This window comes from Ahrensia marina, from assembly GCF_001293565.1.
Lineage (GTDB): Bacteria > Pseudomonadota > Alphaproteobacteria > Rhizobiales > Rhizobiaceae > Ahrensia > Ahrensia marina.
Map to the genome: position 1 here is coordinate 1 of NZ_JXMU01000019.1, position 20,931 is coordinate 20,931.

At 49.4% G+C, this 20,931-nt stretch carries 19 protein-coding genes and 1 other RNA gene; 9 read left to right on the forward strand and 11 right to left on the reverse strand.

Going from position 1 to position 20,931, the window contains the following annotated elements; genetic code table 11:
• Positions 1-26: 26 nt before the first annotated feature.
• From SU32_RS12820 to SU32_RS12850, 7 genes are all read right to left on the reverse strand, one after another.
• Positions 27-974 carry a 2-hydroxyacid dehydrogenase gene (locus tag SU32_RS12820; RefSeq protein WP_053999780.1) on the reverse strand — a complete coding sequence of 316 codons (948 nt, stop codon included), beginning with the start codon at positions 972-974 and terminating at the stop codon, positions 27-29.
• Positions 974-2,629 (reverse strand): ABC transporter ATP-binding protein, encoded by a 1,656-nt coding sequence (locus SU32_RS12825; protein WP_053999781.1) that lies wholly within the window; start codon positions 2,627-2,629, stop codon positions 974-976. The genes SU32_RS12820 and SU32_RS12825 overlap by 1 nt, the downstream gene beginning before the upstream one ends.
• Positions 2,626-3,765: an ABC transporter permease gene (locus tag SU32_RS12830; RefSeq protein WP_053999782.1), complete on the reverse strand. Its 1,140-nt coding sequence runs from the start codon at positions 3,763-3,765 to the stop codon at positions 2,626-2,628. Before SU32_RS12830 ends, SU32_RS12825 begins: the two co-directional genes overlap by 4 nt.
• Positions 3,765-4,877 carry a microcin C ABC transporter permease YejB gene (locus SU32_RS12835; protein ID WP_053999783.1) on the reverse strand — a complete coding sequence of 371 codons (1,113 nt, stop codon included), beginning with the start codon at positions 4,875-4,877 and terminating at the stop codon, positions 3,765-3,767. Before SU32_RS12835 ends, SU32_RS12830 begins: the two co-directional genes overlap by 1 nt.
• A 46-nt stretch (positions 4,878-4,923) precedes the next feature.
• Positions 4,924-6,801, reverse strand: a complete 1,878-nt coding sequence (locus SU32_RS12840; RefSeq protein WP_053999784.1) for an extracellular solute-binding protein — start codon at positions 6,799-6,801, stop codon at positions 4,924-4,926.
• Positions 6,798-8,648 carry an extracellular solute-binding protein gene (locus SU32_RS12845; RefSeq protein ID WP_053999785.1) on the reverse strand — a complete coding sequence of 617 codons (1,851 nt, stop codon included), beginning with the start codon at positions 8,646-8,648 and terminating at the stop codon, positions 6,798-6,800. Before SU32_RS12845 ends, SU32_RS12840 begins: the two co-directional genes overlap by 4 nt.
• 115 nt (positions 8,649-8,763) lie before the next feature.
• Entirely contained in the window at positions 8,764-9,507 is a 744-nt protein-coding gene (locus tag SU32_RS12850; RefSeq protein ID WP_211097769.1) for a c-type cytochrome, read from the reverse strand.
• A 140-nt stretch (positions 9,508-9,647) separates the two neighbouring features.
• On the opposite strand from SU32_RS12850, the gene SU32_RS12855 reads away from it, so the two are divergent.
• From SU32_RS12855 to SU32_RS12865, 3 genes are all read left to right on the forward strand, one after another.
• Positions 9,648-10,382 (forward strand): 3-deoxy-manno-octulosonate cytidylyltransferase, encoded by a 735-nt coding sequence (locus SU32_RS12855; RefSeq protein ID WP_053999787.1) that lies wholly within the window; start codon positions 9,648-9,650, stop codon positions 10,380-10,382.
• Between the two features lie 8 nt (positions 10,383-10,390).
• Positions 10,391-11,254, forward strand: a complete 864-nt coding sequence (locus tag SU32_RS12860; protein WP_053999788.1) for a prephenate dehydratase — start codon at positions 10,391-10,393, stop codon at positions 11,252-11,254.
• Positions 11,255-11,377: 123 nt separating this feature from the next.
• The gene (locus tag SU32_RS12865; RefSeq protein WP_053999789.1) at positions 11,378-12,067 is read left to right on the forward strand and encodes a L,D-transpeptidase; all 690 of its coding nucleotides are present in this window, start codon (positions 11,378-11,380) and stop codon (positions 12,065-12,067) included.
• A gap of 24 nt (positions 12,068-12,091) precedes the next feature.
• Here the strand turns inward: SU32_RS12865 and nudC are convergent, their stop codons facing one another.
• Positions 12,092-13,048 (reverse strand): NAD(+) diphosphatase, encoded by a 957-nt coding sequence (nudC, locus tag SU32_RS12870; protein ID WP_053999790.1) that lies wholly within the window; start codon positions 13,046-13,048, stop codon positions 12,092-12,094.
• A gap of 25 nt (positions 13,049-13,073) precedes the next feature.
• Positions 13,074-13,490 (reverse strand): HIT domain-containing protein, encoded by a 417-nt coding sequence (locus SU32_RS12875; protein WP_053999791.1) that lies wholly within the window; start codon positions 13,488-13,490, stop codon positions 13,074-13,076.
• A 192-nt stretch (positions 13,491-13,682) separates the two neighbouring features.
• Between SU32_RS12875 and ffs the strand changes: the two genes are divergently transcribed.
• The 4 genes from ffs to SU32_RS12890 all read left to right on the forward strand — a co-directional run bounded on the left by ffs (position 13,683) and on the right by SU32_RS12890 (position 16,763).
• Positions 13,683-13,779: signal recognition particle sRNA small type (ffs, locus tag SU32_RS17155), an RNA gene on the forward strand.
• A gap of 71 nt (positions 13,780-13,850) precedes the next feature.
• Positions 13,851-15,683 carry a DNA polymerase III subunit gamma/tau gene (locus SU32_RS12880; protein WP_053999792.1) on the forward strand — a complete coding sequence of 611 codons (1,833 nt, stop codon included), beginning with the start codon at positions 13,851-13,853 and terminating at the stop codon, positions 15,681-15,683.
• Between the two features lie 16 nt (positions 15,684-15,699).
• Positions 15,700-16,023 carry a YbaB/EbfC family nucleoid-associated protein gene (locus SU32_RS12885; RefSeq protein ID WP_053999793.1) on the forward strand — a complete coding sequence of 108 codons (324 nt, stop codon included), beginning with the start codon at positions 15,700-15,702 and terminating at the stop codon, positions 16,021-16,023.
• 2 nt (positions 16,024-16,025) lie between these two features.
• On the forward strand, positions 16,026-16,763 hold the full coding sequence (locus tag SU32_RS12890; RefSeq protein WP_053999794.1) for an extensin-like domain-containing protein: 738 nt from the start codon (positions 16,026-16,028) through the stop codon (positions 16,761-16,763).
• A 1-nt stretch (position 16,764) separates the two neighbouring features.
• Here the strand turns inward: SU32_RS12890 and SU32_RS12895 are convergent, their stop codons facing one another.
• On the reverse strand, positions 16,765-17,688 hold the full coding sequence (locus tag SU32_RS12895; RefSeq protein ID WP_053999795.1) for a DMT family transporter: 924 nt from the start codon (positions 17,686-17,688) through the stop codon (positions 16,765-16,767).
• A 117-nt stretch (positions 17,689-17,805) separates the two neighbouring features.
• Here SU32_RS12895 and recR point away from each other — a divergent pair, with 117 nt between their 5' ends.
• Both recR and SU32_RS12905 read left to right on the forward strand, forming a co-directional pair.
• Entirely contained in the window at positions 17,806-18,414 is a 609-nt protein-coding gene (gene recR, locus SU32_RS12900; protein WP_053999796.1) for a recombination mediator RecR, read from the forward strand.
• A gap of 80 nt (positions 18,415-18,494) precedes the next feature.
• Positions 18,495-19,718 carry a lytic murein transglycosylase gene (locus SU32_RS12905; protein WP_053999797.1) on the forward strand — a complete coding sequence of 408 codons (1,224 nt, stop codon included), beginning with the start codon at positions 18,495-18,497 and terminating at the stop codon, positions 19,716-19,718.
• A 15-nt stretch (positions 19,719-19,733) separates the two neighbouring features.
• Here the strand turns inward: SU32_RS12905 and SU32_RS12910 are convergent, their stop codons facing one another.
• Positions 19,734-20,924, reverse strand: coding sequence for an MFS transporter (locus tag SU32_RS12910; RefSeq protein WP_053999798.1), 1,191 nt, complete (start codon positions 20,922-20,924; stop codon positions 19,734-19,736).
• Positions 20,925-20,931 lie beyond the last annotated feature (7 nt).

Genomic DNA, 20,931 nt, shown 5'->3' on the forward strand with positions numbered 1-20,931 from the left:
CCGGTTCCCACTTTTCCTGACATGCTCTAATATCTGGCACTGATATCGACGAGGTTTTCTAGCGCTTCCCCACGCTCATATGCTGAAATCTGTTTGAAGATATGCGGAATGATCGCCAAAGGATTTGATGCGGCTGCCGCATGCGGTGTGACCATCACACGGGGATGTGCCCAAAGAGGGCTGTCTTGTTGCAATGGTTCTTGCTCGAAGACATCCAGAGACGCTGCTGCAAGTGAACCATTATCCAGTGCTTCTAAAATATCCGCTTCGATTTGAAGACCGCCCCGGCCGGCATTGATCAAAACAGGGCCACCAAGAGGTCCATCGCTTTTTAACCGGGCAATCAATTGCGTATTAATAATACCGTGCGTTTCGTTCGTCAGAGGCAGCAGGCATACAAGAATGTCTGTTTTCGCTAACATCTCGCTCAAGCCATCGGGATCTGAAAAAGTGTCGATATGCGTGTTGTTCTTTGGTGTGCGGCTCCAACCCAAAACATTAAAGCCGATCATTTGAAGCTTTATTGCAGCATCCATACCCAAAGCGCCGATGCCCATAATGCCGACAGTAACGGCACTGGCTGCGGGCTGGGCTTTATCTTCTTGCCAAAGCGATTCTGCCTGCTGCTTTCTATAGCGCACTCCTTGCCGCAAATGGTCGAGTGCTTGCCAGATGATATATTCGCTCATTCGGCTTGTTAAATCGTCGGCAACGACCCTTACAATGGGAACCTTGGGCAGCGTATCATCTTTGAAAATATGGTCGACGCCGGCACCTGCTGAAAATATGATTTTCAGATTTGGCAGGGCATTCAATATGTTTGGTCGCTGTTTCCAGACAATGGCATATTCGATGTCATCGGCATCATTTGTGATCTCAGTCACAATCTTGAATTCAGGCGCAAGGCGCTCGATTTCTTTTTGCCAAAGCGCTTCATCAAGGCCGGTAACTGCAAGCAGGATTTTTCTAGCCATTAATCTGCCACCACGCCTTCAGGTGCTGTTTCAATATCAAATGCGGCAGCCATCAGTGCTTTTGTATAATCTGTTTTTGGGGCATCGAAAATCTGTTCTGAAGGACCATATTCGACCACTTTGCCATTGCGCATAACAACCACTTCATTGGCAAGCGCACGCACAACTTTCAGATCATGACTGATAAAGAGATAGGCAAGATTATGCTTTTTCTGCAGATCTCGTAGCAGATCGACAACCTGCGCCTGTACGCTCATATCCAATGCCGATGTTGGCTCGTCCAGCATAATAAACTTGGGTGTAAGGACCATTGCACGGGCAATAGCAATGCGTTGCCTCTGGCCGCCTGAAAACTCATGCGGGTATCTGAAACGCGTTTCCGGATTTAGGCCAACTTCTTGAAGGGCGGTGACCACCGCTTGATCACGCTCGGTGCGTGAAAGATGAGGGCTATGTATTTCCAGCCCCTCTGCAATGATCTCTGCGATTGACATGCGCGGGCTAAGCGAGCCGAAAGGGTCTTGGAAAACTACTTGCAAATCTTTGCGTACAGGCCGCATCTCGCGGAATGACCGTGCGGCGATATCATCGTTGTCGAACCTAATTTTTCCTTCCGAGGAGATCAGGCGGGACAATGCAAGTCCGAGCGTTGTTTTCCCTGAACCGGATTCGCCGACAATGCCGAGTGTTTGACCTGCGCGCACCGTGACATCAATACCGTCAACCGCTTTTACATGATCAACCGTTTTGCGCATGAAGCCTTTTTTAATCGGAAACCAGACTTTTACTGCATCACCTTTCATGATGATGGGCGATGATGTGTCGAGCTTGGGTGGATTGCCTTTCGGTTCTGCCGCGAGAAGATGTTTGGTGTATTCGTGCTGCGGATTGTTGAAGATTTCCTCTGTCGGACCGGTTTCAACAATCTTTCCGTTTGTCATGACACAGACGCGGTCCGCAATTTTGCGAACAATTGCCAAGTCGTGCGTGATAAACAGCATCGACATGTCAGACTTCTGTTTCAGGCTGTCCAGCAATTTGAGAATTTGCGCCTGAACGGTAACATCCAGTGCCGTTGTTGGTTCATCTGCGATAAGTAGTTTCGGCGTATTGGCTAATGCCATTGCGATCATAACGCGCTGACGTTGACCGCCGGACATCTGGTGCGGATAGGCGGTAAGCCGCTTTTCCGCATCGCGTATGCCTACCTGATCGAGCAGGCTTATTGTATGACTTCGAATTTTGGCATCCGGTACGCTTTGGTGTAGCCGCAGAATCTCACCAATCTGCTTTTCAATTGAATGCAGTGGGTTAAGGGATGTCATCGGCTCTTGGAAAATCATCGTGACATCATTGCCGCGCACACGGCGCAGCTCTGCGTCAGGTGCTTTCATTAAGTCCTGACCATCAAATATAATTTCGCCATGCGGATGGCTTGCTGCCGGATATTGCAGCAGTTTCAAGATGGAGTTTGCAGTAACCGATTTACCAGAACCGGATTCGCCGACCAGCGCAACAGTCTCACGCGCGGCGATATCGAATGAAACACCATCAACCGCGCGCGTTTTTGTGCTTCCTTGTGTAAAATCAACAGCCAGATTGCGAACCGAAAGAAGCGGCGCTGCTTGTGTATTATTGTCCTGTGCGCCTGTCATACAAAAGTCTTTCTTGGATCAAACGCATCGCGCGTTGCCTCTCCGATGAAAATCAACAAGGAAAGCATGATAGAAATCACAATAAAGCCGGAAAAGCCTAGCCACGGGGCCTGAAGGTTGTTTTTACCCTGCAGAATTAATTCGCCTAGTGAAGCCGAACCGGGCGGCAGGCCAAACCCGAGAAAGTCCAGCGATGTGAGGGTGGTAATCGAGCCATTCAATATAAATGGCAGGAACGTCAATGTTGCAACCATCGCATTGGGCAATAAATGGCGGAACATGATTGTGCGGTTGGACACGCCGAGCGCGCGCGCTGCATTAACATATTCAAAATTACGCGCACGCAGAAATTCTGCACGCACAATGCCTACAAACCCGACCCATGAAAACAGGAGCATGATGCCCAGCAATATCCAGAAACCCGGCGGTAGAACAGCCGCCATGATCAGGAGAATATAAAGTACGGGTATGGATGACCATATCTCGATGATGCGCTGCAAAATCAGATCGGTCCATCCGCCGAAATAACCTTGTACAGCACCCGCAGCAACACCGATGACCGCAGACAAAGCCGTCAAAATCAGTCCGAATAAAACCGAAATTCTAAAGCCGTAAAGTGTACGTGCAAACACATCGCGCGCCTGGTCATCTGTGCCAAGCCAGTTGAAGTTGCCAAATGTGCAATTGGGGTCATTCACGCCTTCTGCATAGCGCGCGCAAAGCTCTTCGCGCGTATCAAACATAAAGGCAGGTTTTGAAGGTGCGGTTGTCGGCACTTCCTTATTGACGGTTCTGTAGGAAAAGCGGACCGGTGGCCAAATCATCCAGCCATTGGACTCAATCTCTTCCTGAATGAAGGGATCGGTATAATCAGTTCGGGCAAGGAACCCGCCGAATTTTTCTTCAGGGTAATTGACGAAAACGGGCGTTAATATTTCGCCTTTGTAGGAGACCAGAATGGGTTGGTCGTTAGCAATGAATTCTGAAAATAGAGACAGAACAAATAGACCGAGGAAAATCCAAAGCGACCAATAACCGCGGCGATTGGCTTTGAAGTTCTGCCAGCGCCGCTGATTGATAGGCGAAAGAAACGGCCGTTTAATCTGCTTTTGTGATGTCATGGTGGTGTCAGCCATCAAACATCCCTCGATTCAAAGTCAATGCGTGGGTCCACCCAGGTGTACATCAGGTCAGATAGCAAACTGACAAGCAGCCCCAAAAGTGAGAAAATATAGAGTGTTCCAAACACGACCGGATAATCACGGTCAACAACCGATTTGAAGCCAAGCAGTCCAAGACCATCCAGTGAGAAAATTGTTTCGATCAGCAGCGAGCCTGTAAAAAACGCGGAGATGAAAGCCGCGGGAAATCCGGCAATAATGATCAGCATGGCATTTCTAAAAATATGCCCGTAAAGAACTTTGTTTTCGCCAAGCCCTTTTGCGCGCGCAGTTGTGACATATTGCTTTCTAATCTCATCAAGGAACGAGTTTTTAGTCAGCAGTGTTGTGGTTGCAAATGCTGATAAGACGAGCGCTGTTAACGGCAAAGCAAGATGCCAAAAATAGTCGAGTATTTTCTCATACCATGAAAGCTGCGCAAAATTATCTGATACCAGACCGCGCAATGGAAACAGATCATAAAATGAACCGCCGGCAAAAAGAACGATTAAGAGGATTGCAAACAGAAATCCGGGAATCGCGTAAGCAAGAATGATAATGCCGCTCGTCCATGTATCAAACGTTGAGCCATCCGAAATGGCTTTTTTTATGCCTAGAGGAATTGAGATCGCATAGGAAAGAAGCGTGATCCATAAGCCAAGAGATACAGAAACGGGCATCTTCTCTATGATCAGATCAATCACCGATATGTCGCGGAAATAACTGTCGCCAAAATCAAAGCGGGCGTAATTCCAGACCATGAGAGCGAAGCGCTCCAGAGGTGGTTTATCGAACCCGAATTGACGCTCCAAGTCGGCAATGAACTCCGGATCAAGCCCTTGGGCACCGCGATATTTGGAATTGCCGCCACCGCCGCTTTCAATGCTTGATCCGATATCGTCTCCGCCAAGGTCACTGCCGCCTCCGGTTATGCGGTCTGTTGCATCACCTCCTTGGCCGGTAAGTTGCGCGATCACCTGTTCAACCGGCCCGCCTGGCGCAAACTGCACAACAGTGAATGATATCGCCATGATGCCCAGAATAGTCGGGATCATTAAAAGTAAACGTCGCAGGATATAAGCGCCCATGCTTTAGAACTCCCTGATACTGGAAAGTGAGTTCATATTTGTGCTTTTAACCCTTGCCAAGCTTTTCGGCCTTTTCCTTGTCTATCCACCAAAGCGCTTCCACTGGCCAGAAATAATCAGGTTTAGGTTCTTTGAAACCAAATATGTCCCAATAGGCAACGCGGTGATTCGCTGAACTCCAATTTGGAATCCATTCGCGCGTCAGCCGCAAGACCCTATCGAGCACTCTCATGGCTGTTTCGTGTCTTTCCCGGCTATTTGCAGCCCCGATTTCATAAATTATCGCGTCGACAAGTGAATTTTGAAGCCCGGGCAGGTTTCTCGAGCCTTCGGTGTCTGCTGCTTTCGAGCCGAAAACAACTTCAAGCCCGCTGGCTGTCGGCGTCGGCGTCCAGCCGATGGCAAGTCCTGCCATGTCGAAATCAAAACTGCTTGTGCGTGCTTGATATTGCGCCGGATCGACAAGGCGAAGCGATGTGTTGATGCCAACAGCCCGCATGGTTTCGATAAAAGGTCCGTAGATGCGCTCAAAGACCGAGGCATAGATCAGAAATTCAAGATCGAGTGTTTCACCACTATCGTTTCGCAGATAGCCATTTTCACCCGGCTTCCATCCTGCTTCTGCAAGCAGTTTGGACGCGCCGCGCAGTTTATTCCGGTCGCGCCCTGAGCCGTCCGATTTTGGTTGTAGATATGCTTCTTCGTAAATTCCATCCGGCAGATCGTGTTCAGAGCCAAGCTGATCAAGCAGTTCTTTTTCGCTGGCATCCGGTTTCCCGTTTGCCTCATATTGTGATCCGCCAAACAATGAATGTGATCGTTCATAGGCACCATAGAAGATATTGTTATTGGTCCATTCAAAGTCAAAGCACTGGGCAATGGCATCGCGGACTCGTTTGTCTAGAAAACGCTCGCGCCGTAAATTGAGGCACCACGCCTGCATGCGGGCGCGCTTTTCAGAATCAAATAGAGCCTTGATGACGCGGCCATCTTTGATCGCAGGAAAGTTGTATTCTGTAGCCCAGCTTTTGGCTGTATATTCTTCTCTAAAAGTAATGTCGCCTTTCTTGAAAGCTTCAAATCCGGCTTGCCGCTCTTTGAAAAAATCTATGCGGATTGTCTGAAAATGATTGAGACCTTTTGCAGTGCCAAGATCCTTGGCCCAATAATTGTCGACGCGCTCATATTCGATAAAACTGCCGGGATTCATACGGCCGACTTTATAGGGGCCAGACGCCAATGGCGGGGTTAGCGTTGATTCATCAAAAGTGTTTTCTGTGTACCAGGCTTCAGAAATTATCGGAAAGCCGGCAATAGATAAAATATCCTGTGCGGCCTGCGAACCGTCAAATACCAATGTAACAGTCATCGGTCCGTCAATACGCGCCTCAATCAGTGATGCCAGCGGAAGTGAAAGCTCGGGATTACCTTGCTCTTTGAGCGTTCGATAAGAAAACGCCACATCATTTGCCGTAATCGGTGTTCCGTCATGCCAGCGCGCAATGTCGCGTATTTTAAAAGTGAAACTGTTGCGATCTTCAGAAATCACGACATATTCGGCCAAATGGCAGTAAACGGCGTCCGGCTCGTCATGGGCCGATGTGACCAGCGAATCAAAGCACATTTCCATGCGGGGCGGCGCATCACCCTTTCGGACAAAACTATTAAGTGTGTTAAAGGTTTGCGTATTCTGGTTGTGGTACCAATAAGTGGGCTGAAAATTAAACGTGCCACCGGTAGGAGCATCGGGGGATGCATAATCGAAATGCGTAAAGCCTTTCGGATATTTTAAGTCACCAAAAGCCGATAGGCCGTGTAGCGCTTCGCCGGATGGGTTCGCAGCAAGCGAAAGTTTTGTCAGCCCCATCGCGCCTGCCAGACCGGCGCCGGTCACGGCTAGAAAACGACGACGGTCAATAATCATTGAGCTTGCTCCTGTTTGATCCACCATGATGAAACATCAACACCAGAATAGCTTGGCTGCTTGTCAACAAATTCAAATTTGTCCCACCATGCGATCCATTCCTCCGGTGAATGCCACTGCGGTATGTAGTAGTAATTCCACAATAATACGCGGTCGAGCGCATGTGTCAGCGCAATAAGTTCTTCACGGTTTTCAGCAAAAATGATTTTGTTAACGAGCTCATCTACTACGGGATTTTTTATGCCCGACATGTTTCGTGAATCAGGGCGGTCTGCAGAGGCGGACGACCAAAAATCACGCTGCTCATTGCCCGGTGAAAGCGACTGCGCGAGCCGCACAGTGGTCATATCAAAGTTAAACTCTTCGAGCCGTGAAACATATTGGCTGGAATCGACAATGCGAATGCTGGCGTCGATGCCGAATTTACGCATATCTTGAGTGAATTGTCCTGCAATAATATTTGTTACAGGCGAACCACCTAAAATCTCGATGCTAAACGGTTCCCCGGTTTCAACATTCGTCCAAACACCATTACGCGGCTCCCATCCTGCTTCGCGCATAAGCTTTGCCGCAATGCGCTGGTTGTCCCTGTTTTTGGATCGGTCGCCGCCTACCGGATTTTCAAATGGTTCTGTAAACAGCTCTTCCGGTAATTCAGCCCGGAACTCTTCCAGAATTTCCAACTCGCGATTTTCAGGGATGCCGGAGGACTGCAATTCGCCGCCTTCGAAGAAGCTGTCGGTGCGTGTTCTCAGGCCAGAAAGCTGCAATCTGTTGATGGATTCAAAGTCAAAAAGATAAGAAAGTGCTTTGCGAACGCGCACATCTTGAAATTTGTCGCGGCGCATATTCATCGCAAAGCCCTGCATTGGCTGTGGGCTGGTTGTCGGAAATGCCCGCTTTTTTACTTCTCCGGCCTCAAATGCGGGGAAGGTGTATTCTCCCGCCCAACGCTGGGAACTGGTTTCAGAGCGAAAATCCTGAATACCACCTTTTTTGAAAGCTTCCCAAATAGGGGTGGAATCAAGAAAATAGGTGTAGTGATAGCGGTCGAAATTGTTCCGGCCCTTGTTAACGGGCAGGTTTGCGCCCCAGTAATCTTCAACCCGCTCCCAAGTAATTGAAGTACCAGGGTCAAATGATGCGATTTTATAGGCACCTGACCCTAAAGGTGGCTCCAGTGTCGGTTGTGAAATATCCCGTTGATTACCATCTTTGTCGGTGCCTTCCCACCAGTGTTGCGGCAAGACCGGCATGTCACCCAGAATATTGGGCAGTTCGCGATTGTTCTTTTCGTTAAAGGTGAATTTGATATCTGTCTCATTCAGGGCTTCTGCGGAAACAACGTTTTCATAATATTCGCGATATAGCTGATTGTATTGTTTCAAAATGCCGAATGTCCATACAACATCCTGAGGTGTGATCGGCTTTCCGTCATGCCATTTGGCTGCTTTGTTCAGACGGTAAATCGCAAAAGAGTCGTCTTCTGGATAGGTAAAGGCTTCTGCCACAAGCGGATGACTGGTTGATGGCTCATCTATAGATTGATCCCGCAAAGTGTCATAAAGCAGCCCCCCGCCAAAACCGCTTGGCGCAAAACCGGCTGCGGGGTTGCCCTTGATTATGTAGGGATTGAAGCTGTCATAAGTCCCCAACGCAGGAAGATTGATTGTCCCGCCTTTCGGGGCATCGGGATTTGCGTGATCGTAATGTGAAAAATTATCGGCATATTTGCTGGTGGTGATAAGAGAATCTGTCGTCACCCATCCGCTCGCTTCCTGTGCAAATGAAGATGATATTGGCATCGACAAGGCAAACAGTAAAACCGGTACAACACAACGCTTCATCGGTAATTCTCCCACTAGAACTCTCTAAAAGAGATTAGGCGCAAATGTGCCGATTCAAAGTAGAAAAACAAAAAAGCCCGGGAAAACCGGGCTTTTTAATCACAATTTCAGAAGATTATTCTGTTTTCTCTGCTTCTCCCTCAGCAGGTGCGGTTTCTTCGGGAGTAGCTTCTGTTGAAGTTTCCGCTGCAGGCTCGGTTGTTTCTGCCACAGGTTCGGTCTCTGTGGTTGGCTCGGCTTCTGCGGCTGGCTCGGCAGCCTCACCTTCGGGAGACGCTTCACCCTCTGCGGCGGCTTCTTCTTCTGCAGCTTCAGGAGATGGCAGGTCGAGCGGGCTTGAGCTTTGCTGGTTCATATAGGCAAGCAAGTCTGCGCGGTCCTGATCTTTTTTCAAACCGGCAAAACCCATTGCTGTGCCTTTAACCCAGTCTTTCGGCTTGTAGATGAAGCCGTTCATCTCTTCAAACGTCCACTGTTTGCCTTCACCATATGTTGCCAGGGCAGATGAATATTTAAAGCCTTCTACGCCAGCAATATCGCGTCCAAATACGCCATAAAGATGAGGGCCGATTTTGTCCGCACCGCCTTCTTCAATTGTGTGACATGCAGCGCACTTTTTAAAACCGGCTTCACCTGCGGCAAGATCGGCATTTGCAAGTAGCGCTGAAATGTCAGGTACACCGGCATCTTCTTCGCCACCTGCGGCAGGCGCACTGCCTTCTGCGGCTTCAATCGCGTAACCAAACTCTTCCGGTGTTTCGGAATGGAAAAGAGCATCACTAAGGATGCTAAGCGTCATAACCATAACTGCGGCTGCCAAAAACGCGCCTGCGTACATTGTTGTTTTCATGGATTCCATGGGTTTCGTCACCGTATATTTGAATTTGCCACAAGGCGGTTCTTTAATTTGGCCGGAAACTATGTCTTTTACGTCCGCCATGCAACACCTATAAGACGTCTTACATTGAGACTTTTTGCCACTTCTGAATATGGATGCCCATGAAACCGATCATAATCATACCTGCGCGCATGGCTTCGACCCGTTTGCCGGGCAAACCAATGGCGGATATTGCCGGAAAACCGATGATAGTTCAGGTCGCGGATCGTGCGCGGGAATCTGATTGCGGTGACGTATTGATTGCGACGGATTCACGTGAGGTTCTTCAGGCCGCCTCTGATTACGGATACAAAGCTGTGATAACGAGCGAGAAACATCAGTCCGGTTCTGACCGGATATTTGAGGCACTTACGAATCTCGGCGGTGATTTCGACGTAATTATCAATGTTCAGGGTGACCTGCCTACAATATCAAAGGCTGACATTCGGGCGGTGCTCGCACCGCTTAACGACGAACAATGCGATATTGCAACTTTGGGCGTTGAAATTACAGACACTCACGAGAAAACGAATCCTAATGTGGTCAAGATCGTTGGTTCTCCAATCGGGGAGAGTTTGCTTCGCGCATTATATTTCACGCGGGCAACAGCGCCTTATGGAGACGGACCGCTATACCACCACATAGGTCTTTATGCGTATCGGCGTGCCGCGCTTGAACGGTTTGTATCATTGAAGCCGTCAACACTTGAAAAACGTGAAAGCTTGGAGCAGTTGCGTGCGCTTGAAGATGGAATGATGATACATGCCGCCATCATTGACACGGTTCCGCTTGGCATAGATACACCGCCTGATCTAGAAAGAGCGCGCGCTATTCTTACGCAGGAAATTAGGAAATAAGAAGCATAATGACCGACCATAATAATATCATCTCGTTTCAGGGCGAAGCGGGCGCGAATTCCGATACGGCATCACGCAACATGTTTCCTGATATGACGCCGTTGCCATGTGCTACGTTTGAAGATGCTTTTAATGCTGTCGATAGTGGCGAGGCCTCGCTTGCCATGATTCCGATTGAAAACACGCTCGCGGGGCGTGTTGCTGACATTCATCACCTTCTGCCGCAATCAGGACTTCACATAATTGGTGAATATTTCCTGCCGATTCATTTCCACCTGATGGCTTTGCCAGGCACTGACATAGGCCAGATAAAGTCAGTGCACACCCATATTCACGGAATAGGGCAATGCAGAAATATTGTGCGTGAATATGGATGGAAGGCAGTTGTTGCCGGAGACACTGCCGGTGCAGCGAAAATGATTGCTGAAAAAGGCGACCCGTCCATGGCAGCACTGTCGCCTTATCTGGCTGCCGAGCTCTATGGTCTCGATATTTTGAAGCAGAACGTCGAGGATACGGATAATAATGTGACGCGGTTTGTTGTTCTTTCCAAGACACCGCATGAATATAAGCGCAAAACTCTCGATGAGTTGGTGATGACGACTTTCGTCTTCCGTGTTCGCAACATACCTGCGGCCCTATACAAAGCGATGGGCGGGTTTGCGACAAATGGTATCAACATGACCAAGCTTGAGAGCTACCAACTCGGTGGTCAGTTTACCGCAACGCAGTTCTATGCCGACATTGAAGGGCACCCTGATGATCCTAATGTTCAATTGGCTTTTGAAGAGTTAGGCTTCTTTACAGATCAGTTTGATGTGCTTGGCGTTTATCCTGCTGCTCAGTTCCGCATCGATCAGAACAGTCAGTAAATCACATATTCGTGACCGGTGTCGGGTTTGCTTTTGTCTGTGATTGCAGCCATATCGCAAAGCTTAAACACGCTCACATTCAGAGTGAATTACGACACCCTTATGCCTCCCACGGGGAATAAAATGAAAAACAACACAATGACGCGTCGCGGGTTTGTGACGGGTTCAGTAGGACTTATGGGGCTTGCAGCTGCTGGCTGTACCTCAGTAAACAGGCCGGCCTTCACAACGCTGCCAACAGCACCGGCCAAACCGGCTATTCCGCAGGAATACGCCTTGGCTTACGGCCCAAAGCCTAATGAGCAATTCCCGATCCCTGCTGTTGATTTGACCAAAGTGCCCGAGCGGTTTTGGCGCCGTGAGGTGGATTACACATCACCGCATCCGGTCGGCACAGTGATTGTTGATACATCATCATACTTTTTATACCACGTGATGCCGAATGGCCGGGCAATGCGTTATGGTGTGGGCTTGGGGCGTCAGGGCTTTACATGGTCAGGTCGCGGCATAATTCAGTGGAAACGTGCTTGGCCAAAATGGACGCCGCCGGCAGAAATGATCGGACGCCAGCCTGAGCTTGAGAAATATAGTGCTGCAAACGGGGGTATGCAGCCGGGTATCGATAACCCGCTTGGTGCGCGGGCGCTTTATATATTCCAAGGCGGAAAAGACACGCTTTACCGTTTGCATGGCTCTCCGGAGTATTGGACCATCGGCAAAGCCGTTTCCAGTGGCTGCGTTCGCTTGATGAATCAGGATGTTATTCATCTTTATGATCGGGTCAAAAACGGCTCAACGCTCATCGTCGCTTAAGAGATTTATAACAGTTGGTGCGCTTTATGGTGCATCAACTGCATTTAGCCAGTGAAGCACAAGATTGCTGGCGATAGCGCCTTTAGGCGGCATGATAAGACCTTCAGGGTGCATGCCGTTTACCATTTGCCGAACCTCTGCGCGTGAAAACCATCGGGCATCTTCCAATTCATCATCAATGACAATGGTCTGAGATGCCGCCACGCCAAAACAGCCAATCATCATTGTGTAGGGAAATGGCCAAGGCTGGCTTGCATGATATGATACACGCCCGACATCAATATTGGTTTCTTCTTTAGTTTCTCTGCGCATGGCCATTTCGATTGTTTCGCCTGGCTCCACAAAACCTGCCAAACATGAATAGACACCTTCTGCAAAATGGGGACTGCGGCCCAACAGACATTTTTCATTGTCTTTGGAAACCGTCAGCATGATCACAACGGGATCGGTTCGCGGGAAATGATCCGCGCCGCATTGAGGGCAGCTACGCTTATAGCCGCCATCGCGCATGAGGCTCGCGGTACCGCACCCTGAACAAAACGCATGGCTTTTGTGCCAGCTTAAAAGCGCACCGCCTTGCGCCAATATGCCAAGTTCTGCTTCATCAAGAAGCCCTTGAATGTAAACAGACCGGAAATCAATGGCTTCAAAGGCTTCACTTAGGGTCTCTTCTGTAAAGCCAGACGATGCAATCAACCATGGCACACCTTTTTCGTCCCAGCCAAGCAGTACAATCTTATCAGTTTCGACTTCAGCGGCCTCCAGCTCTTTTGGTTTGAAAATCGCGTTCAGGCTGGCATCGCTTTTTTTGAAGACGACCTTGCCATACGCAATAATCAGCACCTTGGCTTCCGGTTCATCGAGCGCTTCAGCGACACATGTTTCTGTGCGCCGCTCGGAAAACCGATTCAACGGGTTTCCTGAAAACGCACAATTTGCAGAATGTTCAGGGTAAGGCGCGTCAAATAGTGAAAAAGTCATAGTGGTCCGGTTTGCTTGGCTTGAATTAGCTTGCCTGTTGTAGCGCAGACGAGAAGCGTTCAATAAAAGTTCTCATCGTCTTTTCATCATATGGCACAGACTTGCCTGCTCCCCAAACAGGCCCTGGCCAGGCTATATCGCCTTCATTGCGGCCAATAATATGGATGTGGAGTTGTGGAACCATATTTCCAAGTGCGCCGATATTAATTTTCTTACATCCGGTAATGTCTTTAAGTATCTCTGATACTTGAGCAATTTCGAAGGTTAAAACGGTTTGGTCAAGAGGCGTCAGTTCATGCACTTCCGTGATGTCAAAACGGCGAGGCACCATAATAAGCCAAGGAAAGCGCGAATCATCCATCAATAAAAGCCGGCAAAGCCCGCTATCGCCGATAGCAATTGTGTCAGCACTCAATCTTGAATCCAGTTTGAAATCTGCCATTTTATTCTCCTGTCACCAAGTGTGCGGCTTTTGTATCGAGAGCAGAAGTACCCGCGCTATTTTTAATGTAGCACTATTTACGCGTTTTACGGACGATAATTGGCGAAAATCATTTCGGCGTAGTGCGGCGAAACCAATCAAAACCACGATTGATACTTGCAATTTCGTTTTGAAAGTCCGATATGAGCCTTGGAAGGTTGGCTGTGGACGTGTCACTCGCCAACCGGGTCAGGTCCGGAAGGAAGCAGCCCTAACGAATTCGACGCGGGTCACCTGTCCAGCCTTCCACCTTCCAAATTTCTTGCAGATTACTAAATTCAAGACTCGTCACTTGAGCGCATTTCGCGTTACAAAGCTGTCATGAATGATACACCTGAAAAAGCGACGCCATACCGCGTTCTTGCCCGGAAATACCGTCCCAGTGATTTCACGGGGCTGATCGGCCAAGAGCCGATGGTGCGTACACTTACCAATGCTTTTCAAACGGGCCGGATTGCACAAGCCTGGATGCTGACTGGCGTTCGTGGTGTAGGAAAGACGACAACAGCGCGTATTCTTGCGCGGGCGCTTAATTACAAAACTGATCTTATTGATCAGCCAAGCGTTGACCTTTCTACGCCGGGAGAAGATTGTCAGGCTATTATGGAAGGGCGCCATGTCGATATCATCGAAATGGATGCTGCCTCCCACACGGGCATCGATGATATCAAACAGATTATTGACGGTGTGCGTTATGCGCCGGTGTCTGCGCGTTATAAAGTCTATATCATCGACGAGATTCATATGCTGTCGGACAAAGCGTTCAACGCGCTTTTAAAGACACTGGAAGAACCGCCGCCACATGCAAAGTTCATCTTTGCGACAACTGAAATCCGCAAAGTACCAATTACAGTTCTGTCGCGTTGTCAGCGCTTTGATTTACGCAGGGTCGAAACAGCTGAAATGGTTGCGCACCTTTCTTCAATTATCGAGCAGGAAGGTGTTGAAGCAGACGAAGCGTCGCTGGCCATGGTTGCGCGGGCGTCCGAAGGATCCGTGCGTGATGCACTTTCTATTCTTGATCAGGCCATAGCGCATAGTTCAGGTAAAGTTGATGCAGGCACCGTGCGCTCGATGCTGGGCCTGGCTGATCGCACCCGCATCGTTGATCTGTTTGAGCACCTCATGGCTGGCCGCGTGACGGAAGCCTTGGCCGAATTCCGTTCTCAATATGATGTAGGCGCTGATCCGGCAGTCATACTGACAGATCTGGCAGAATTCACGCATCTGGTAACGCGCTTGCGCTTTGTACCGGGAGCGGCTGCCAATGATCCATCCTTGTCGCCGGATGAAAAAGAGCGCGGATTGGCTTTTTCTGAAAAGATAGCGGTCAGCGTACTGGCGCGTACTTGGCAGATGCTTTTGAAAGGCATACCGGAGACGCAAAGCGCGCCGCGCCCCGTTGCTGCAGCTGAAATGGTTCTCATTCGGCTGGCCCATGCCTCAACAATGCCAACGCTGGATGATGCGCTAAAAAAGCTTGATGGCGCGCCCAGCCAGAGCGCGCCGCAACCAAATGCTATGGCCGGATCAAATACATCGTCAGGCGGCAGTTCCATGGCGCACGCCGTCGGACAAAACAGCGCGCCATCCAACATGGATGGCGTAACAGCCGGTCAGACTTCCGCTTCGCCGGTTCGCATGGTGGCCAATAATCCGCAGCCGGAACAAAAACAGCAAACAGAACCGGCGTCTCATGCCATTCCCGTGAACTCGCTGGAAGACATTGATGCGTTGGCGGAAAAAAATCGCGATCCTTTAATGAAGGTGAATATCCGCAAATGCGTTCGCCTTGTTTCGATTGCGCCGGGCAATTTATCAATCACACTGACAGAGGATGCACCTAAGTCACTTGCAGGCGATCTTGGTCGTAAACTGACAGAATGGACAGGCACACGATGGATCGTTTCTGTCAGCCGAGAAGAAGAAGGCGGTAAGACGCTGGAAGAGGTTTCGGACAGTAAGCGCAATGCGATGCTGGTTGATGCCTCACGTGATCCGGAGATAGCAGGCATCCTTGCCGCATTTCCCGGCGCAAAAATTATTGATGTACGCCTTGGCGCTGACGCATTGGATGACGATATAATACTCGACGACGGCGGATCATTTGAAGACGACGTTCCGATTGATCCCGACGATATTGCTGATTTTTAAATAAAGGAATTTTCAAATGAAAGATTTGATGGGCCTGATGAGCAAGGCCAAAGAAATGCAACAGAAAATGGCTGACATGCAGAGCGAAATGGAAACATTAACTGCAGACGGCACTGCTGGCGGCGGTGTTGTTACTGTCGCTATGTCGGGCAAAGGACAGTTGACCGCAATCAAAATTGATCCTTCCGTTTTCGCGGATCATGATGCTGAAATCTTGGAAGATCTGATCATTGCAGCCCATAGCGACGCCAAGGGCAAAATTGAAGCCATTATGGCTGAAAAGACGCAGGAAATGACTGCCGGATTGCCTATCCCGCCGGGCATGAAATTACCGTTCTGATATTGATCGTTTCTAGATTTCGGGCTCTGGGGCTCGCGACGCTGTTGCTGGTTGAAGGTTCGGTTGCATTGGCGCAGGACCTGCCAATTCCGAGCGCCCGTCCGCAAGACAAAGATATTGTGCAGGACGATGCGGGCGCTGCTTCGCAGCCAAATAAGGCTGAAGCCAGTATAAAGCCATTGCGCGATTTTGCTTGCGAAAGGCGTTTGGCTGATCAGGGCGTGAAATTCCGTGTGTTACCTGCTGAAGACGGCGAGGGGGCCTGCGGTGTTGCCTATCCGATTGATGTTGATGAACTGCCCGGAAATGTAGCTGTAAAACCGGACACTGCCCTGAATTGCAGCGTGGTGGAAGCGCTTGCCGGCTGGGTGGATAAGTCGGTTATTCCGGCAATAAGCGCATGGGATAAGGAAAAAACTTTTTCAACGGTTCGTCACGCTTCAACTTATGTTTGCCGCGGAAGAAACAATCAAAAAAACGCTAAATTGTCTGAACATGCAAAAGGCAACGCCATTGATATTGCAAGTTTTGAATTCACGGATGGTAGCAGCATAAAAATCGAACCGCGTGACCGCAAAGGCTCAGATGAGGAAGCCTTTCAAAAGGCGGTTCGCTTTGGTGCCTGTCTGCATTTCACAACGGTTTTAGGGCCGGGCAGCGATGCCTATCATGACGATCATCTGCATTTGGATGTAGCTGAACGGCGCGGAGGGTATCGTCTATGCGCTTTCCCTGACTAAGTCAGGCGATGGCACGGCGTTTGAAAACACGGCCGTCGACGCATACCAGTCCCGCAATAATCAGCGCGAGGCCCGCTAAATGTCTTGGCAACAATATCTCGCCCAAGAAAACGATACCGAGAAAGATCGCACTGACCGGCACTAAAAATGTCACGAGTGAAAGATTTGTCGCACCGGCTCCGTCCAAGATTTTGAAAAACAGAATATAGGCAAAAGCGGTTGAGATCAGCCCAAGTGCCAAAAGTGCAAATATGCTTTGTAGTGATGGTGCTGCAAGTGTCCAAGGTTGATCAAATAGCAGCATGAGCGGAAACATGATGACGGTGGATGCTGTAACCTGGCCCGTTGCAACGGCATAGGGACTAACAGCCATTCGTTTGAAGCGTCGCCCGAAAACACCGGCAAAACCATAGGAAATTGCCGCGCCGATACAGGCAAATTGCGCAAGGGCCGTTATCATTCCGTCAGCGATTGCACCGCCGCCGATCATTACTGCAACGCCGATAAAGCCTATGATGACGCCGGTGATACGTGACGGGCTTAATTTTTCATCTGCTGTCAGCGCATGGGCAATCATCACAGTAAATAATGGCGTTGTCGCATTCAGAATTGAGGCAACACCCGATGCAATCTGCGTTTGTCCCCACACAATCAGCGAGAAGGGAATGACATTATTGATCAGCCCCATAGCAAAGAAAGCGGCCCATATAGTGCCGTTCCAAGGCATTTTTCGGCCGGTTACAATCATGAAAAAATGCAAAGCCAGCGCTGCGATAAGCACACGAAAAAAGACGATCGTCTTTGGCGGAAGGTCTTGAACAATCACGCCGGTAAAGAAGAACGAACCGCCGAAAATAACCGACAGGCCGATAAGCATGAACCATTCAACGGTGGTCATGGATGTATTGATGGCTGGTTTGGACATAGGCTCTCACTTTGCTGCCAAAGCAATAGTTGCAATTGTCTAAGCGAGCCACCCGAAATATGCACACAAAAATTCATATCTCTTTCAAAGTTCTGTTTCGCGCTTTAAATCTAATGCATGTCAACAAAACGAATCGCCGGTGCGGAAATTGAGAAACTGATCCAGTTGCTGGCAAAAGTGCCAGGGCTTGGACCGCGTTCGGCTCGGCGCGCGGCTCTGCATATGATCAAGAAAAAAGATCAGCTCTTAACACCGCTTGCGGGCGCAATGGCCGATGCGGCTGAAAAAGTCCAGATTTGTAGCGTATGCGCCAATGTTGACACGCAAAATCCCTGCTCAATCTGCACGGACCCGCGCCGTGACAGTACAACGATTATCGTTGTCGAAGATGTTGCTGATCTTTGGGCTTTGGAGCGCGCGTCTGAAATGAGCGTGAGTTATCACATTCTTGGCGGCACGCTTTCTCCGCTTGATGGCGTCGGGCCGGATGACTTAAATATAAAAACACTTGTGGATCGCGTGGTTGGCGGAGAGGTCAAGGAGTTGATTCTGGCTGTTAATGCAACGGTCGAAGGGCAAACAACAGCGCATTATATTACGTCCCAGCTTGAAGATTTGAATGTAAAGATTACACGCTTAGCGCATGGTGTGCCCGTGGGCGGCGAACTTGACTATCTTGATGAGGGAACTTTATCTGCGGCACTTAGAAGCCGCACAAATTTTTAGGCAGTTCATCGCCTTGCCTTGATCGCACCTGAATCCATTGCCTAAGCTGCCAATTGTGATTCTTGAGAGAGGGTATTTAAATGCTGCGCTTGACGACTGTTTTGTTGACATTGCTTGTACCGACATTCGCTTTTGCTCAAGGTGGCTTGGATGCACAATACCGCACCTTTCTTGAAACGAAAATGTGGCCGAAAGCCAAGGCTGCCGGTGTATCGCGCACTACGTTCGACAATGCTCTGGCCGGTAAAAAACTCAATCAAAAAATCCCCGGACTTGTAACACCGGGAACAAGCGGCACCCCTAAGAAAATAAGACAGGCCGAGTTCTCGCAACCTTCCAATTATTTCAATGAGCGTAATCTGGGGTCAATTGTTGCCACCGGCAGAAACCTGCTGAAGCAAAACGCGACGGTCATTAAGTCGATCGAGCGAAAATACGGTGTTCCGGGGCGTTTTTTAATTGCCATTTGGGGAAGAGAATCCGGATTTGGCCGCGTTGCCATTCCGCATGATGCATTCGAGGTTCTGAGTACAAAGGCATTTATGTCCACCCGTCCTGAACTTTTTCAGGGAGAGCTGATCGCGGGTCTGCAAATGGTGGAACGTGGCTTGGCGTCGCCCTCTCAAATGAAATCATCCTGGGCCGGTGCTTTAGGCCAACCACAGTTCTTGCCTTCTTCCTATTTGAAATATGCCGTTGATATGGATGGAAACGGCAAGCCGGATATCTGGAATTCGACGGTCGATACACTCGGTTCAATCGGCGCGTATCTTAATAAGTTTGGATGGCAGGAAGGCAGGGACTGGGGCTTTGAAGTCATACTCCCGAACAATATTTCCTGCGCTCAGGAAGGCCCGGATAATCGCAAAACATTCGCGGAATGGGCACGGCTTGGCGTGAAACGTGTTAACGGAAAGCCGTTTCCAAAGATTGAAATGAACAAGCTTGGTTCGATATTGATGCCGGCGGGCCGCTCTGGCCCTGCCTTTATTGTCACGCCAAATTTTTATGTTTTCAAGGAATATAACGAGAGCGATCTTTATGCGCTTTTTGTCGGCCATGCAGGCGATCGTATTCAATATGGCGGCTCACCATTTAAAGCAGGTTGGCGCAAAACGGATTCCATGTTGCGTTCTGACATTGCATCGATGCAGCGCAACCTTGAAAAAATGGGAATGGATGTTGGCGGTGCCGACGGCCTGCCGGGGTTCAAGACACGACGTTCGATTGGTGACTGGGAATCAGCGCATCAGCGTCAGCCGACATGCTTTCCCAGTAACGAGCTTATTCGAGCAATCAAATAGGCGGGACAGATAAGTTTAGACAGATGTTTCCGCAAATCTATTGGCCCGCAGCAGTACAATCAGGCCGCATGAGCCGGAAATAATAAGACATATGGAGAGCGCCAAGGGCGTTCCATCGTGAAGCTGGGACATGAGAGCAGCGAGCGCAAAGGCTATCAAGCTGGAAAGCGAGCTAATGACACTTGCACCAAGACCAGCAACGCGGCCCAGATAAACCATTGCCATCGCGTTGATGTTTCCGAAAACAGTGCCAATGCAGGCAAACGTAATCGCCATGGCGCTGACGAAAACAATAAATGGCGGCTGCGTGCCTAATGCTTGTGTCAGCGTGAAAAGAGCAACGCCGGATAAGCCAAGACCTGTTAGCGCAACACCCACCAGAAAAGTCATTGGCTTGCGTATGACGAGATAGCTGTTGAGAAGTGAGGATAGCCCGACGCACAGCGAAAATGCGGCGACCCAATAAACAAAACTGTCTGCGCGTTGGTATGTTGTCGCAAAGATAGATTGTGCCACGGACAGGAATGTAAGCTGCGCGCCGAAAACCAGCCCTGCGATAGTGGTGTATGATAAGACACGCACGTTCTTCAAAATGAGTTTGATGTTTTTGAAAATTTCACGGAGCAGAAGGGGATTACGTGCAGCGCGTGGCCATGTTTCCTTATGACGCAACAACAGCCAGCAACCAGCTAAAATGGCTAATATGACATAGAAGTAGAATATAGAGCGCCAGCCAAAAGCGTTGCCCAGCCATTGACCTAATATGGGCGCAAGCATCGTCAGGCCAATAAGCAGAAAGAACACCATGGACATGATGCGTGCCATTTGCGCCCCTTGAAACTGATCGCGGATTAAAGCGCGGGTTGCAATTTTGGGGCCGGACACGCCAATGCCTTGAATGGCACGGCCAATAAGTAGCCAAGTTAGGCTGCTGGCTGTCAGTGCGATAATTGTGCCGATGAGAAAAACACCAAGTCCAATCATAAGTGCCGGTTTGCGTCCAAGCGCATCGGCCAGAGGGCCAAAGAGAATCTCACCAAAAATCATACCGAATATGACAACGGAAATAACAAAATATACCTGATTGCTATCCGGACTTGAATATGCCTGAGCAATCTGCGGAAGCAATGGCAGCAGCATATCAAGAGAAAGCGCTGTGATTGAAATCAGAAGGGCATAGAGTGCGACACGTTCAACCTTTGTCATTCAAATC

Bases quoted from the DNA above. Each gene is read 5' to 3' on its own strand.
- SU32_RS12820 (WP_053999780.1), bottom strand. From the start codon at position 974: ATGGCTAGAAAAATCCTGCTTGCAGTTACCGGCCTTGATGAAGCGCTT.
- SU32_RS12825 (WP_053999781.1), bottom strand. From the start codon at position 2,629: ATGACAGGCGCACAGGACAATAATACACAAGCAGCGCCGCTTCTTTCG.
- SU32_RS12830 (WP_053999782.1), bottom strand. From the start codon at position 3,765: ATGGCTGACACCACCATGACATCACAAAAGCAGATTAAACGGCCGTTT.
- SU32_RS12835 (WP_053999783.1), bottom strand. From the start codon at position 4,877: ATGGGCGCTTATATCCTGCGACGTTTACTTTTAATGATCCCGACTATT.
- SU32_RS12840 (WP_053999784.1), bottom strand. From the start codon at position 6,801: ATGATTATTGACCGTCGTCGTTTTCTAGCCGTGACCGGCGCCGGTCTG.
- SU32_RS12845 (WP_053999785.1), bottom strand. From the start codon at position 8,648: ATGAAGCGTTGTGTTGTACCGGTTTTACTGTTTGCCTTGTCGATGCCA.
- SU32_RS12850 (WP_211097769.1), bottom strand. From the start codon at position 9,507: ATGGAATCCATGAAAACAACAATGTACGCAGGCGCGTTTTTGGCAGCC.
- SU32_RS12855 (WP_053999787.1), top strand. From the start codon at position 9,648: ATGAAACCGATCATAATCATACCTGCGCGCATGGCTTCGACCCGTTTG.
- SU32_RS12860 (WP_053999788.1), top strand. From the start codon at position 10,391: ATGACCGACCATAATAATATCATCTCGTTTCAGGGCGAAGCGGGCGCG.
- SU32_RS12865 (WP_053999789.1), top strand. From the start codon at position 11,378: ATGAAAAACAACACAATGACGCGTCGCGGGTTTGTGACGGGTTCAGTA.
- nudC (WP_053999790.1), bottom strand. From the start codon at position 13,048: ATGACTTTTTCACTATTTGACGCGCCTTACCCTGAACATTCTGCAAAT.
- SU32_RS12875 (WP_053999791.1), bottom strand. From the start codon at position 13,490: ATGGCAGATTTCAAACTGGATTCAAGATTGAGTGCTGACACAATTGCT.
- SU32_RS12880 (WP_053999792.1), top strand. From the start codon at position 13,851: ATGAATGATACACCTGAAAAAGCGACGCCATACCGCGTTCTTGCCCGG.
- SU32_RS12885 (WP_053999793.1), top strand. From the start codon at position 15,700: ATGAAAGATTTGATGGGCCTGATGAGCAAGGCCAAAGAAATGCAACAG.
- SU32_RS12895 (WP_053999795.1), bottom strand. From the start codon at position 17,688: ATGTCCAAACCAGCCATCAATACATCCATGACCACCGTTGAATGGTTC.
- recR (WP_053999796.1), top strand. From the start codon at position 17,806: ATGTCAACAAAACGAATCGCCGGTGCGGAAATTGAGAAACTGATCCAG.
- SU32_RS12905 (WP_053999797.1), top strand. From the start codon at position 18,495: ATGCTGCGCTTGACGACTGTTTTGTTGACATTGCTTGTACCGACATTC.
- SU32_RS12910 (WP_053999798.1), bottom strand. From the start codon at position 20,924: ATGACAAAGGTTGAACGTGTCGCACTCTATGCCCTTCTGATTTCAATC.